Annotated in this window: 13 protein-coding genes; 6 read left to right on the plus strand and 7 right to left on the minus strand. The window is 68.9% G+C overall.

All coding sequences use genetic code 11. From position 1 onward, the window contains the following. Positions 1–16: 16 nt before the first annotated feature. Complete coding sequence (locus tag ACT4N7_RS04665; RefSeq protein ID WP_444827319.1) at positions 17–1357, plus strand: DUF2867 domain-containing protein; 1341 nt, start codon at positions 17–19, stop codon at positions 1355–1357. Positions 1358–1487: 130 nt separating this feature from the next. Here the strand turns inward: ACT4N7_RS04665 and ACT4N7_RS04670 are convergent, their stop codons facing one another. After that, positions 1488–2981, minus strand: coding sequence for a CoA-acylating methylmalonate-semialdehyde dehydrogenase (locus ACT4N7_RS04670; protein ID WP_444827320.1), 1494 nt, complete (start codon positions 2979–2981; stop codon positions 1488–1490). Further along, positions 2981–4288 carry an aspartate aminotransferase family protein gene (locus tag ACT4N7_RS04675; protein WP_444827321.1) on the minus strand — a complete coding sequence of 436 codons (1308 nt, stop codon included), beginning with the start codon at positions 4286–4288 and terminating at the stop codon, positions 2981–2983. Before ACT4N7_RS04675 ends, ACT4N7_RS04670 begins: the two co-directional genes overlap by 1 nt. Before the next feature lie 83 nt (positions 4289–4371). Between ACT4N7_RS04675 and ACT4N7_RS04680 the strand changes: the two genes are divergently transcribed. The 4 genes from ACT4N7_RS04680 to ACT4N7_RS04695 all read left to right on the plus strand — a co-directional run bounded on the left by ACT4N7_RS04680 (position 4372) and on the right by ACT4N7_RS04695 (position 9786). Further along, on the plus strand, positions 4372–5982 hold the full coding sequence (locus tag ACT4N7_RS04680) for a PucR family transcriptional regulator (protein ID WP_444827322.1): 1611 nt from the start codon (positions 4372–4374) through the stop codon (positions 5980–5982). Between the two features lie 123 nt (positions 5983–6105). After that, the gene (locus ACT4N7_RS04685; protein WP_444827323.1) at positions 6106–7512 is read left to right on the plus strand and encodes a CBM96 family carbohydrate-binding protein; all 1407 of its coding nucleotides are present in this window, start codon (positions 6106–6108) and stop codon (positions 7510–7512) included. Between the two features lie 61 nt (positions 7513–7573). Further along, positions 7574–8824: an MFS transporter gene (locus tag ACT4N7_RS04690; RefSeq protein ID WP_444827324.1), complete on the plus strand. Its 1251-nt coding sequence runs from the start codon at positions 7574–7576 to the stop codon at positions 8822–8824. After that, entirely contained in the window at positions 8821–9786 is a 966-nt protein-coding gene (locus ACT4N7_RS04695; RefSeq protein WP_444827325.1) for a TolB family protein, read from the plus strand. Before ACT4N7_RS04690 ends, ACT4N7_RS04695 begins: the two co-directional genes overlap by 4 nt. 72 nt (positions 9787–9858) lie before the next feature. Here ACT4N7_RS04695 and ACT4N7_RS04700 read toward each other — a convergent pair whose 3' ends face one another. The 5 genes from ACT4N7_RS04700 to ACT4N7_RS04720 form a co-directional block, all read right to left on the minus strand. Further along, positions 9859–10176, minus strand: coding sequence for a hypothetical protein (locus ACT4N7_RS04700; RefSeq protein ID WP_444827326.1), 318 nt, complete (start codon positions 10174–10176; stop codon positions 9859–9861). Then, complete coding sequence (locus tag ACT4N7_RS04705) at positions 10173–10625, minus strand: hypothetical protein (protein ID WP_444827327.1); 453 nt, start codon at positions 10623–10625, stop codon at positions 10173–10175. The genes ACT4N7_RS04700 and ACT4N7_RS04705 overlap by 4 nt, the downstream gene beginning before the upstream one ends. 742 nt (positions 10626–11367) lie before the next feature. Continuing rightward, on the minus strand, positions 11368–11556 hold the full coding sequence (locus tag ACT4N7_RS04710) for a DUF397 domain-containing protein (RefSeq protein WP_444827328.1): 189 nt from the start codon (positions 11554–11556) through the stop codon (positions 11368–11370). Further along, positions 11553–11747, minus strand: a complete 195-nt coding sequence (locus ACT4N7_RS04715) for a DUF397 domain-containing protein (protein WP_444827329.1) — start codon at positions 11745–11747, stop codon at positions 11553–11555. Before ACT4N7_RS04715 ends, ACT4N7_RS04710 begins: the two co-directional genes overlap by 4 nt. A gap of 17 nt (positions 11748–11764) precedes the next feature. Beyond that, positions 11765–12592 (minus strand): helix-turn-helix domain-containing protein, encoded by an 828-nt coding sequence (locus ACT4N7_RS04720; RefSeq protein ID WP_444827330.1) that lies wholly within the window; start codon positions 12590–12592, stop codon positions 11765–11767. Positions 12593–12966: 374 nt separating this feature from the next. Between ACT4N7_RS04720 and ACT4N7_RS04725 the strand changes: the two genes are divergently transcribed. Beyond that, the gene (locus ACT4N7_RS04725; protein WP_444827331.1) at positions 12967–13314 is read left to right on the plus strand and encodes a hypothetical protein; all 348 of its coding nucleotides are present in this window, start codon (positions 12967–12969) and stop codon (positions 13312–13314) included. The last annotated feature ends 75 nt before the right edge of the window (positions 13315–13389 follow it).

A 13389-nucleotide genomic window follows, 5' to 3' on the forward strand; every position in this document is an offset into this window, starting at 1 on the left:
TCTATACGGCACCGTATTGACAGCCGCAAGCTGTCCGCCTAATATCCATACGACGCCGTATGGATCGAGGATCAGCATGAGGCTGCCGAACGTCGCACACGAGGCTCGCCCCTGGCGGATACGCGACATCGCGCCGGACTTCACGCTGGAGGACGTGTGGGCCCTGCCCGTGCACGGCGGCGCGGACGATTTTCCCACCCTCCTCGAACTGATGGCCTCCGCCGATCCGACCGACACGAAGTCCCTGCCGACGCGCGTGCTGTGGCAGGCCCGCGATCTCCTCGGCCGCTGGTTCGACCTCGGCCGGATCTCGGCCCCCGGTCGCGCGGACGACCTGCCGATTCCCGGCACGACCGAAACCTCGCTGGCCGACCGACTGCCCGCCGACCTGCGTGACACCGCCGCCGACGTGCGTTTCCACTCTGTGCCGTTCATCCCCCTCTTCCGCACCGACGACGAATTCGCCGCGGAACTGTCGAACCAGACCGTGCACGGCGTGCTGCACCTGGCCTGGGTCGATCAGGGCGACGGCCGCTACCAGGGGCAGATGGCCGTCTACGTCAAGCCGCGCGGTCCGCTCGGCAACGGGTACATGGCGCTCATCAAGCCATTCCGGCATTGGATCGTCTACCCGGCGCTCATGCGCCAGATCGAGCGGACGTGGAATACCCGCGGTCCCGATCCGCTGCCGCCCGGCCAGCGCGTGATCGGCGGATTTCCGCGGTTCGGCACCCATTTGTCGCGACCCGCGCCCGCCGTTCCCACCGATCCCGTCATTGCGATCCGCGGGGCGGTGACGCTCGATCTGCCCCTCACCACCGTGTCGACGCTTCCCAGACAGGAGCGCGTCGCCGACTTCCACTGCGTGGCGGGCTGGTCCGCCACCGGCCTGCGCTGGGCGGGCGTCTCCTTCGAGACCGTGTACCGGACCTTGATCGAACCGGCACTCCCGCCCGGGACGGCGGTCACCCACCTCGTGTTCCGCGGCCTCGACGGCCACCGGTCGACCGTGGTGATCGAGGACGCCCTGGCCGACGAGGTGCTGATCGCCGACCACCTCGACGGCCGCCCGCTCGACGGCGACCACGGCGCGCCCGCGAGGCTGGTCAGCCCCAACCAGTACGGCTACATGAGCACGAAGCACCTCTGCCGGATCGACGTGCACACGTCCGCGCCGAAGCAGACCTACCGGTCCTTGATCGACCAGGTGTTCGCGCGGGTGATCCGTCGCCATCCGCGGGCGCGGGTCTGGCACGAGGAACGTCATCCCGACGTCCCGCCGCGGCCGCTGCGACCCGTCTATCGAGCCTTCATCGCCCCCGTCAGGCATCTCAGCGCCCGCCGGCCACGACGGTAAGTGCCTCGATGACGATCTCGGCGAACGCGGTGTCGCCGATGTGATGGTCGGCGGGCCACCACGTCAAGACTCATCGGCTTCAGCATCCCGATCGACGCCGCGAAGACCGCGATCGCCCGACTGACCTGAGTCACGTGTTGCGGGGGAACCCCAGGTTCACCCCACCGTGCGACGGATCGAGCCACCGGCTGGTGACCACCTTGGTGCGGGTGAAGAAGTGGATACCGTCCGGGCCGTAGGCGTGCGTATCGCCGAACAGGGAATCCTTCCAACCACCGAACGAGTAGTAACCCACCGGGACCGGGATCGGCACGTTCACCCCGACCATGCCGACCTCGACCTCGTTCTGGAACCGCCGAGCCGCGCCGCCGTCGTTGGTGAAAATGGCCGTGCCGTTGCCATACTGGTTGGCGTTGACCATTTCCAGAGCGTCCGCATAGGACTCGACGCGCACCACCGACAGCACCGGACCGAAGATCTCGTCGGTATAGAGCGACATTGCGGGCTCCACCCGATCGAACAGCGTCGGGCCGAGCCAGAAGCCGTCCGGCTCCCCGTCGATCTCGTGGCCGCGGCCGTCGACCACCAGGTCGGCGCCCGCGTCGACTCCAGCGTCCACATAGGACGTGACCTTGTCCCGGTGGGCGCCGGTGACCAGCGGGCCCATCTCGCAGCCGGGCCTGCGGCCGTCGCCGACCTTGAGGTTCGCGATCCGCTCCCGGATGCGGGCCACCAGGTCGTCGCCGATCGGGTCGACCGCGACGACGACCGACACCGCCATGCAGCGCTCCCCCGCCGAGCCGAACCCGGCCGACACCGCGGCGTCGGCGGCGAGGTCGAGGTCGGAGTCGGGCAGCACCACCATGTGGTTCTTGGCCCCGCCCAACGCCTGCACGCGCTTACCGTGCCGCGTACCGGTTTCGTAGACGTACCTGGCGATCGGGGTCGAGCCGACGAACGAGATCGACCGCACATCCGGGTGTTCGAGCAGGCCGTCGACCGCGACCTTGTCGCCGTGCAGCACGTTGAGCACGCCGTCAGGCAGCCCGGCCTCGGCGAACAGCTCCGCGATGAACACCGACGCCGACGGGTCCTTCTCACTCGGCTTGAGCACCACCGCGTTGCCGCACGCGATCGCGTTCGGCACGAACCACAGCGGCACCATGGCCGGGAAGTTGAACGGCGAGATCACCCCGACCACGCCGAGCGGCTGGCGGATCGAGTACACGTCGACCCGGCTGGACACGTTCTCGCTGAACCCGCCCTTGAGCAGCGCGGGCACCGCGCAGGCGAACTCGACCGCCTCCAGCGCGCGCTGCACCTCGCCCGCCGCGTCGTCGAGCACCTTGCCGTGTTCGGCGGTGACCAGCTCGACCAGCTCGCCCTTGCGGGCGTTGAGCAGTTCGCGGAATCCGAACAGGACAGTCGAGCGCTTCGCCAGGGAGGCGTCGCGCCAGCCGGGGAACGCCGCGCGGGCGGCGGCCACGGCGGCCTCGATCTCCTTGGTACCGGCGAAATCGACGTGCGCGGCGACCTGGCCGGTGGCCGGGTCGAACACGTCGCCGGTCCGCTCGGCCAGGCCGCTCCAGGGCTTGCCGTCGATCCAGTGGCTGATCGCGCGCATCAGCGGGCCTCGCCGTCGGCCGCGGCGATCGCGTGGCCGAGCGCGTCGAGCGCCTCGTCCACCTCGCCCTCGGTGAGCGTCATCGGCGGTGCGAGCCGAATGACGTTGTTGTGCATGCCGCCCTTGCCCACGAGCAGGCCGTGCGCGCGGGTCTGCTCCAACACGGTCATCGCTGCCTTCGCGTTCGGCGTCCTACCACCGGGTTCGACCAGTTCCACGCCGATCATGAGCCCCTTGCCGCGCACGTCGCCGACGACCGGGTGGCGCGCGGCGATGTCGTGCAGTCCCTCGGTGAGCCGGACGCCGAGCTTGGCCGCGTTGCCCTGCAAGTCGTTGTCCAGCAAGAAGTCCAGCGCGGCGTTGGCGCCCGCGGTCGCGACCGGGTTGCCGCCGAAGGTGGAGATCGAGTTCGCGGTCAGACAGTCCATGACGTCGGCCCGGGCCACGAGACCGCCGATGGCCAGCCCGTTGCCGAGGCCCTTGGCGAAGGTCATGATGTCGGCGGTGACGCCGTGGCTGTCCATGCCCCAGAAGTGTTCGCCGGTACGGCCCCAGCCGGTCTGCACCTCGTCGGACACCAGCAGGATGCCGTACTCGTCGAGGACGTCCTTGAACGCGGCGAACAGTCCGTCCGGCGGCGTGCAGAACCCGCCGACACCCTGGATCGGCTCGGCGATCATGCAGGCGACGTCGCCGGAGGTGGTGGTCTGCAGGATCTCGCGCAAGTCGTCGGTGCACGCCCGGATGTAGTCCACATCGGACAGATGGCCGAACGGGCTGCGGTAGGGGTAGCCGCCGTGCACGTAGCTGACCTTCACCGGGGACAGCGAACTCGCCGACCAGCCGCGGTTGCCGGTGATGGCGACGGTGCCGAACGCGCGGCCGTGGTAGGAGTTGCGCAGCGCGAGAACCTGGTTGCTGCGCCGGAACTGCGTGCACAGCATGAGCGCGGTCTCGTTGGCCTCGGTGCCGGAGTTGGTGAAGAACACCTTGGCGTCCGGGATGTTCGAGAGCTTCGCGATCTTCTCGGCCAACTCCACCTGCCCGCGGATCAGGTACAGCGTGGAGGTGTGCAGCACGCCCGTGTCGAGCTGGCGCCGGATGGCGTCGCTGATCTCGGCGACGTCGTAGCCGATGGCGTTGGTGAGGATGCCCGCGAAGAAGTCGAGGTAGGTGGTGCCGGTCGAGTCGGTGACGTGCCTGCCCTCGGCGCTGACGATCTCGATCGGGTCGGCGTAGTACAGGGCGAGCCAGCTCGGCAGCACGGCCCGGTGGCGATCGACTAGCGGCGTCTGGTTGTCGTCCATGTCCGCGAGTCTGGTCGCCCGCGGCCATGCCCGCCAATGGACAAGGTGTATCGGTAGTACTCGGCGAGGCTTACAGTGTGTCGATGTATCCCACGGTCTCGGAGATCCTGGCGCTGCCCGTCGTCCGGCAGGGCGCGCCCCGGGTGGTGGCAGGCGCGGCCGGGCTGGGCGGGCGGGTGCGCTGGGTGCACGCGGCCGAGGTCGCCGACATCGCGCACCTGCTGCGCGGCGGCGAACTCGTGCTCACCACGGGAATCGCGCTGGCCGACGACGCCGAGTCGCTGACCAGGTATGTGGACGAGCTGGCCGGGATCGGGGCCGCCGGGCTGGTCGTGGAGCTGGTCCGGCACTGGAGCGAGGCCCTGCCGTCCGCGCTGGCCGCCGCCGCCGAGCGGCACGGTATGCCGCTCATCACGCTGTCCCGCGAGACGCGGTTCGTCGCGGTGACCGAGGCGGTCGTCGGGCTGATCGTCGAGGCGCAGGTCGCGGAGCTGCGGGCGGCCGAACAGATCCACGAGACGTTCACCGCGCTCACCGTGGCGGGGGCCGAGCCCGCCGAGGTGCTGCGCGAGGTGGCGCGGACCTCGGGGCTGCCGGTGGTGCTGGAGACCCTCGCGCACGACGTGCTCGCCTACGACACGGCGGGCGGCCCGCCCGGCGAGCTGCTGACCGACTGGGCGCGGCGCTCGCGCGGGGTGGCCGTGGCCGAGCGGACCGCCTACCACGCGGTGGCGGGCTGGCTGGTCACCGTGGTCGGCGCGCGCGGCAACGACTGGGGTCGGCTGGTGCTGCTGTGCCCCGAGCCGCCCGCGCACCGGCACGTGGTGATCGCCGAGCGGGCGGCGTCCGTGCTGGCCGTGCACCGGCTCGCGGCCCGCGAGCGCGAGGGCCTGGAGCGGCACGCGCACCGCACGCTGCTGACCGAGCTGCTCGCCTCCCCCACGCCGCCGAGCGATCTGGTGGCCCGGGCGACCGGGCTCGGGGTGCCGTTGGAGAACCGGCAGCTCGTCGGCGTGTCGGTGCGGCCCGGGGCGGCGGTGCCCCTCGTGCCCGCGATGGCCACCCAGGAGGTGCTGCGCGACCTCGCCGAGGCCACCGCGCTCGCCGCGCGCCGGGCGCGGGTGGCGGCCCTGGTCGGCATCGTGGACGACACGAGTGTGCGGGCGCTGCTGTCGATCACCCCGCAGGCCGACACCACGGGCATCCTGCGCCGCCTGGCCCGCGAGATCCACCAGGCGCCGCCGCGCGCGGTGCCGGTGGTGCTGGCCGTGGGCACGACCGTCGACACCGTCACCCAGGCGCGGCGCAGCCTGGTCGAGGCGGCGCACGTGGCGCAGGCCGCGCTGCGCTCGCCGACGGTGAAACCCTTCCACCGCTTGGCCGACGTCCGCCTGCGCGGCCTGCTCCACCTGCTGGCCGACGACGACCGGGTGACCGCCTTCGCCGACCGCGAACTGAGCACCCTGCGCTCCCGCGACGCCGCGCACGGCAGCAGGCTGATGGACACGCTGCGCCAGTTCGTCGACCACGGCGGCAACAAGTCCGCCGCGGCGGCGGCGGCCCACATGTCGCGCACGGCGTACTACCAGCAGCTCGCCCGGATCGAGCAGATCCTCGGGGTTTCCTTGGCGGACCCGGAATCCGTGCTGTCCCTGCACGTCGCGCTGCTGGCACTGGACGTGCGGCCCACCTGACCGGCACCCGGACTGTTCACCAGGTGGCCATCCAGCCGTGTGCGGGGTTCCGGTTGATCGTTCGGTCTGGTATCGAAGGGTGGAGGTCCAGCACGCACAACTGAACCAGGGAAGGCTTCGACAATGCCCAGTCGTAAAGCCAAAGCCGCCGGAGCACTGGCAGGCGCGGTGATCACGGCGGCGACCGTGATCGCCGTCGTCGGGTCCGCGCCATCCGCTTCAGCGGCAACCAGCACGTTCGCCCCCGTCGCCGACACCTACGTCGACAGCGGCGCCACCGGGTCCAACTACGGCACGTCCGGCCAGCTCGGGGTGGACAACTCGCCGGTCAAGCGGATGTTCCTCCGGTTCGACGTCAGCGGCCTCACCAGCCCGGTGACGAACGCCAAGCTGCGCATCCACACCGACAACGTCCTCGGCGCAACCAGCCCCAACGGCGGCACCTTCAAGGCGATGTCGAACACCACCTGGTCGGAGACCGGGGTGACCTGGAACAACCAGCCCGCCATCGACGGCGCCACCCTCGGCTCGCTCGGCGCGGTCAGCCGCAACACCTGGTACGAGGTGACCGTGACCTCGGCGGTGACCGGCAACGGCATTCTCGGCATCGGCGTGACCTCGTCCAGCGGCGACGGCGCCGACTACGACTCGCGCGAGAGCGGGGCGGCCACCGCGCCGCAGTTGGTGATCACCACCGGCAGCCCGACAACAACGACCCCACCAACGACGACCCCGCCGCCCCCGGGTGACCCGGTGCTGGTCGGCGCGGGCGACATCGCCGCGTCCGGGACCGGCGACAACCAGACCGCCGACCTGCTCGACGGCATCCCGGGCACCGTGTTTACCACCGGCGACAACGTCTACAACAATGGCACCGCCTCGGAGTTCACCACCTACTACAACCCGACCTGGGGCAGGCACAAGTCCCGCACCCGGCCCTCGCCGGGCAACCACGACTACAACACCTCCGGCGCCACCGGGTACTACAACTACTTCGGCGCCAACGCGGGTCCGTCCGGCCAGGGCTACTACTCCTACGACCTCGGCAACTGGCACGTCGTCTCGCTCAACAGCGAGGTGAGCAAGTCGGTCGGCTCGCCGCAGGAGCAGTGGCTGCGCGCGGACCTCGCCGCGACCACCAAGCCGTGCACCATCGCCTACTGGCACAAGCCCCGGTTCACCTCCGGCCTCAACCACGCGCCGGACACCTCGACCGGCCCGCTCGTGCAGGCGCTCTACGACTTCAACGCCGAGGTGATCGTCACCGGGCACAACCACCACTACGAGCGGTTCGCCCCGATGACGCCGAACGGTTCGCCGGACACCGCGCGCGGCATCCGGCACTTCGTCGCGGGCATGGGCGGCGTGGGCTTCTACGGCTTCGGCACCATCGCCCCGAACAGCGAGGCGCGCAACAACAACACCTTCGGCGTCCTCAAGTTCACCTTGCACGCCAACGCTTACGACTGGCAGTTCGTCCCGGTCGCGGGCAAGACCTACTCCGACAGCGGCACGACCGCCTGCCACTGATCGGATCGCCGGTGCCGGGTCCCGCGCGGACCCGGCACCCCCTTGCTCGCCCGGAGGCGGGATGTACCTTTCCACGATCAGCACACCGGAGACCCCCGAGCCGCGCGACCGTCGCAAGTGGATGGTCGGCGGCAACGTGGTCGCGCTCGGCTCGGTCAGCCTGATCACCGACATCTCCTCGGAGATGGTCACCGCGATCCTGCCGCTGTACCTGGTGATCGGGCTGAACATGAGCCCGCTGGCCTACGGCGCCATAGACGGCGTCTACACCGGCGCCACCGCGCTGCTGCGCCTGGTCGGCGGCTATGTCGCCGACCGGACGAGCAGGCGGAAAACGGTGGCGGGGCTGGGTTACAGCCTGTCCGCGCTGGCCAAACTGGGGTTGATCGCGGCGGGCAACTCGGCCGCCGCGATCGGCGTGGCGATCACCGCCGACCGGGCGGGCAAAGGTTTGCGCACGGCACCGCGCGACGCGCTGATCGCCCTGTCGACCCCGCGGGACCGGCTCGGCCGCGCGTTCGGCGTGCACCGGTCGATGGACGCCATGGGGGCGTTCGCCGGGCCGCTGATGGCGTTGGCGGTCCTGGCCTTCGCGGGCAGCCAGGCGTTCGACGCGGTGTTCTTCACCAGCTTCGTCATCGCCGCGTTCGGCGTGGTCGTGCTGCTGCTGTTCGTCCGCGACAAGCGCGCGGCGCGGGCGCAGGTCGCGGTGTCTCCCCGCGCGGCGGCCGGTCTGCTCAAGTCGAGCGGCGTCCGGCGGCTGTTGTTCGCGGCGAGTCTGCTCGGGTTGGTGACCGTCGGCGACGGCTTCGTCTACCTGCTGCTGCAACGCCGGGGCGAGCTGGCGCTGGGCTGGTTCCCGCTGCTCGCCGTGGGCACCAGCCTGGTGTACCTGCTGCTCGCCGCACCGCTGGGCGCCCTGGCCGACCGGATCGGCCGGGCCCGGATCATGCTCACCGGCTACGGCGCGCTGGCGGGTGTGTACCTCGCCCTGCTCGGCCCGGTGGGCGGCTGGCCGCTGATCGTCGCGGTGCTCGTCCTCTACGGCGTGTTCTACGCCGCCACGGACGGGGTGCTGATGGCCCTGGCCGCGAAGGTGCTGCCGGAACCGTTGCGCGCCACCGGAATGGCGTTGATCCAGACCGGCCAGGCGCTGGCGTACCTGGGCTCGTCGGTCCTCTTCGGACTCTCCTGGCAGCTCTGGGGCCCGACCGCCGCGTGCGCCGCCGCCGCGATCGCGGTGCTGGTCGCGATCGTCGTCACAGCGCTGCTGTTCGCCAGGATGACCCACTCGACCGAGGAGCCGCGATGACGCTGCGGGCCCGCATCCTGATCGCCGTCGCGGCGGCCGCGCTGCTCGGCGGCGCGGCCGTCCTCTACGTGGCCCGCTCCGCACCCGCCGTCAGCACGCCGGAAAGCACCGGCACGGTCCGGCCCGGGCCACGGCTGCAAGTGCTCACCAACGGCGTTCTGTCGACGGTGTCCCTGGCCGATCCGCGCGGCCCGCGCGCCGTCACCGACCGCAGGTGCGACCGCGCCTACGCCGCGAACGGCATGCTCGCCTGCCTGCTCCCGGTCGACGCCCTCACCGCGACCCGGCTCGTCGTGCTCGGTCCCGACCTGCGGGAACGCCATTCCGTCGCGCTCACCGGGTTTCCCAACCGGCTGCGGGTGTCGGCGAGCGGCCGGATGGTCTCGTGGACCGTGTTCATCGACGGCCACTCCTATGCCACGACCGGGTTCTCCACCCGCACCGGCATCCTCGACACCCGCACGGGCGCCCAGGTCGAGTCGCTGGAGGAGTTCACCGCGACCATCGACGGCCGCCCCCATCGGGCGGTGGACACCAACTTCTGGGGCGTGACCTTCGCCGCCGACGACACCCGGTTCTACGCCACGATGTCGACCGGCGGAAAGCGCTACCTGGTCGAGGGCGATCTCGCGGCCAAGACGGTGCGCACCCTCGCCGAGAACGTCGAATGCCCGTCCCTGTCGCCGGACGGCACGCGCATCGCCTACAAGGCGGCCGTCGACGGCGACCCCCAGCGCGGCTGGCGCCTGTCGGTCCTGGACCTGCCCACCCTGCGCGTCACCCCGTTGGCCGAGCCGACCAGCGTCGACGACCAACCGGCTTGGCTGGACGACACCACCGTCGCCTACGCCCTGCAACGCGACGACGGCACCAACAACGTGTGGTCGGTCGCGGCGGACGGCACCGGGGAGCCGCGCCTGCTCGTCGAGGGCGCCAACTCGCCTGCGGTAGTGCCTAGTTGAACTATAAAAAGAAGGACTGCACCGCGCAGCCTGCACGCGGAACAGCCCTTCTCTTGACCTACGGCGATGCCGTCAACCGTGCTTGCCGGGTTCGTCGTCGCCGAGCGGGACGACATCGCCGGCAGCTTCGGAATAGATCAGACACCGGGGCGACTTGTCACGCGCCCATGCGATTGCTTCCGTACGCGTCCCATCGAATTCGCCGAGAGCTTCACGCTCTCCCTGCCACACCGCGTGCCACACATCTTGACCCCGAAGCCTCCCGATGACGACCGAGTCCTCAAATGGACGATCGTCATGCACATGATCTTCGCGATGGACGCTCCCCTGCGGATCCAAATCCCCCGGGGAAGACAAGTAGTCGCGATAGCGCGGAGGAAATTCATTCATGAACGCCAGCCTGCTCCGTATGCGTTAGCCGGAAGCTGATTGACCGAATAAAACCTGTAGGTCACCTTGTCCGACGTGCGGGTACAGATACTCTTGATATAAGCGTACCAGTAGCCGCTGTAACCGCTGGTCTTCCATGACCACTGATGCACCTGACTGTGATCCCACATGGTGTTGTCGTACGACTTATACCCGTTCGGACTCCACGATCGGGTGAGCCCGCCCGGCACGCTTCCCGCGTTGTAGATGCTCCACTTCCCCGGAACGGGGTTGCCCGTTGCACCAGGCGCAGAGTTGATCAAGTCGCCCGTGAAAACGACCTCCGTGGTCGATCTCGTATTCTTGTATTGGACAGGCTTGCTCCACGTTTGCGCACCGGTCAACTGGAAAGATGCGTACAGGTCAACGCGCCCCAACACCGAGCCGCCATAACCCCAATTGCCCGACACGGTAACATCCGATTGGAAGTCATTGTACCTGTTCCAACAGTTTCCACTGATGCAGTAGCTCGAGCTCACACCGTCCGGGCTGAGCGTCTGCTCAGGTTTACCCCCGGTATTGACGCAGAACCAGTTCCCCTTTCGCTTGGACGTTTCGAGGTCACACTGATCCGATCCAATGCCGGACACGACCGCCGTCGACCCCAGATAGTCTCGATACTTCCCAGCGGGTACTGATTGTGATCTATCTGCGGAAGCCTCACCGACAATCAGCAGAGGAACCGTTAAAGCGGCCAATACGGCCGCGAGGATTCGCGTGTGCAAGATTCGTCCCACGACGTCGCCTTTCCCCAGGTGTAGCGCGAGAACGTGTCAAAATAACCTTGCCAATCCCCGACAGGTTGACAGTGCCGGGGACACCAACCTTCAACAAGATTGTGTGACAGAAGTCACATTCGATCACCTCGACCACCACCGGGCGCAACGCAGCGCACGAACCGCACGAGACGAGTTCGTAGCGCACGAAACGGCCATGGGGTGGCTCACGGCGGGGCAACGCGATTTGCTGTCCGCTGTTGCTGCCGGCCCCGGAACAACCCGGCAACAGCACGCCGCGACCACGACGCGGACCGTGGCCGTGCTGACGCCGTCGTACGGACCCCTTGCGGCCGGTGTCGTGCACGTCGCTGCCGAGTTTCGGTGGGAAGCCAGACGTTGGATTAGCCACTCGCCTGCGGTACTGCCTGGTTGATCAGCGGGCGACCGCGAGGAGACCGGTCCACTGCCGGGGGGTGACGATCAGGGTGCCGCCGTCGCGGTTCTTGGAGTCACGGATCGCGGTCGAGGTGCCGACCAGGGCAATCTCGACGCAGTTGCCGCTTCCGTTGTCGCTGAAGCTACTCCTGCGCCACCGGGCACCGGACAAGTCGACGGTGCTCATCGGCGCGCCGCCGTCCGGCGGAAGGAGGCCCACTGGCGCCCACTGATTACCAGGGTGCCGCCGTCGCGGTTCTTGGAGTCGCGGATCGCGGTCGAGGCGCCGATCAAGGCAATCTCCACACAGTTGCCGTTGCCGTTGTCAGTGAAGCTACTCCTGCGCCACCGGGCACCGGTCAAGTTCGGAGCGGACATGCCGCACTCCCTTTCGCTTACAGGTCATCGGCGATCTCCTTGATCAGCGCGAGCGACCTGTTCTGGTCCAACGCGGCCTCCCGCAAGGCCGCGAAGTTCAGCGTATACACCTCGACGTCGGCTGGCTCCTCCACGTAGAGACCTTGAGTCAAGTTCTCCACGTAGGCGACCGTCTCGTAGTAATCCTGGTCGAAGGACAGGATCTGAAACGAGGCGCCCAGGCCGGGCAGCGCGCCGCAACCCAGCGGCAGCACCTGAATATCGATGTTCGGCAGTTCCGCTCGTTCGCGCACCCGATCAAGCTGCGCGGCCATCACCGTGGCCCCGCCGACGTTCTGCCGCAGGGCGGCCTCCCACACCACCACTTCGAGCTTGATGGGGTTGGCATCGACCAGCCGCGCCTGGCGGGTCGCGCGTGCCTGGGCACGCTGTCGGATCGACTCCTCGGAAGCCATCGGAATCGCGACCCTGCCCAACTCGGCGGCGTAGCGCTCGGTCTGGAGCAGGCCGGGGATCAGGTCCGGCTTGAAGGTCTGTAGCAGCGCGGCCTCGGATTCCAGCTCAACGAAGTCCTGCGCGACCGAGACGAGGGTGCCCTCGTCGTACTCGTGCCACCAGCCTCGGTCGAGCGCGGTCAAGGACGCCGTGAAGAGGCGGTTGCGTTCCTTCTCCTTGATGTCGTAGACGATGCCGAGGGCCAGCACGTCCACGCCCTGGATCGGCTGCTGAGCGTTCTCGATCTTGCTCAGCTTGCCCGGCGACCACCGCGCGCGGCGGGCCGCCTCCGCGTTCGTGATGCCGATCCGCTCCCGCCATCTGCGCAGCTCACGGCCGACCCGCCGCATCCGAACGCCTGCTCTGAACTCCTCCGGCACGGCTGCCCCTCTCGCTGGAAACGTGACCACGGAAGCCTATGAGACCACCGGAAACCAGCACAGTCGCCCGATCGGGTGAACACGAAACATTTCGTCAAAACATGACTTGCGCAACGGCGAATCTTTATCCAAGCTGGGAATCGCCCTCCCGACCAGGACGTGCCCGTACAGGTCCCGGTCGGGTTCCGGCGGGCGGCGCCGCGTCAGAGCCGACGCGACACCCGCCTCCACGGCTCCGCGACGCCGCCCGCCACTCCGCAGAGGGGGCGTGACCATGACCTGCCGCTATTGCGCGTCGGGCGAGCACGACTGCCACACCGACCACCCGCAGTACGACCAGCGCCATGCTGTCTGACCAGCAGACCGTCCTCATCGGACTCCTCGCCGAGCTGCGCGCCTGCGGCTGGACTTTCGTGGCCATCAACGCCGACGACACCACCGAGGTGGACGCCCTGTTCGGCGCCTACTTCCACCCGACCTGCGTGGACACCCTGCACGTCCGCTCCGAGTCCGAGTCCCACGCCGCCCGGCTGCGCGGCGGGCAGTCCGAACTGGTCAGCCGCAAGGACGTGCTGTGGACCTTCACCGGGCCGCTGGTCGACGCGATCGCGCACCTCGTGGACCTGCCAGAACCGGACACCCGGACCGCCCCGAACCTCGCCCGGTCCACCAGCGGACTTTGGCTGCCCTAAAGACCGTCGTCCGCAAGAGGCAGTGTGTTCACCGAGTGCGCCAACACTTGACACTGTGACACTGCCGGGTGATAC

The sequence above is a fragment of the Actinokineospora sp. genome, assembly GCF_052390155.1.
In the GTDB taxonomy this organism is placed as follows: domain Bacteria; phylum Actinomycetota; class Actinomycetes; order Mycobacteriales; family Pseudonocardiaceae; genus Actinokineospora.

Excerpts from the sequence above, each read along its gene's own strand:
- ACT4N7_RS04690 (WP_444827324.1), top strand. The coding sequence starts at position 7,574 with ATGTACCTTTCCACGATCAGCACACCGGAGACCCCCGAGCCGCGCGAC.
- ACT4N7_RS04670 (WP_444827320.1), bottom strand. The coding sequence starts at position 2,981 with ATGCGCGCGATCAGCCACTGGATCGACGGCAAGCCCTGGAGCGGCCTG.
- ACT4N7_RS04675 (WP_444827321.1), bottom strand. The coding sequence starts at position 4,288 with ATGGACGACAACCAGACGCCGCTAGTCGATCGCCACCGGGCCGTGCTG.
- ACT4N7_RS04685 (WP_444827323.1), top strand. The coding sequence starts at position 6,106 with ATGCCCAGTCGTAAAGCCAAAGCCGCCGGAGCACTGGCAGGCGCGGTG.
- ACT4N7_RS04680 (WP_444827322.1), top strand. The coding sequence starts at position 4,372 with ATGTATCCCACGGTCTCGGAGATCCTGGCGCTGCCCGTCGTCCGGCAG.
- ACT4N7_RS04715 (WP_444827329.1), bottom strand. The coding sequence starts at position 11,747 with ATGTCCGCTCCGAACTTGACCGGTGCCCGGTGGCGCAGGAGTAGCTTC.
- ACT4N7_RS04710 (WP_444827328.1), bottom strand. The coding sequence starts at position 11,556 with ATGAGCACCGTCGACTTGTCCGGTGCCCGGTGGCGCAGGAGTAGCTTC.
- ACT4N7_RS04720 (WP_444827330.1), bottom strand. The coding sequence starts at position 12,592 with ATGCGGCGGGTCGGCCGTGAGCTGCGCAGATGGCGGGAGCGGATCGGC.
- ACT4N7_RS04725 (WP_444827331.1), top strand. The coding sequence starts at position 12,967 with ATGCTGTCTGACCAGCAGACCGTCCTCATCGGACTCCTCGCCGAGCTG.
- ACT4N7_RS04695 (WP_444827325.1), top strand. The coding sequence starts at position 8,821 with ATGACGCTGCGGGCCCGCATCCTGATCGCCGTCGCGGCGGCCGCGCTG.
- ACT4N7_RS04700 (WP_444827326.1), bottom strand. The coding sequence starts at position 10,176 with ATGAATGAATTTCCTCCGCGCTATCGCGACTACTTGTCTTCCCCGGGG.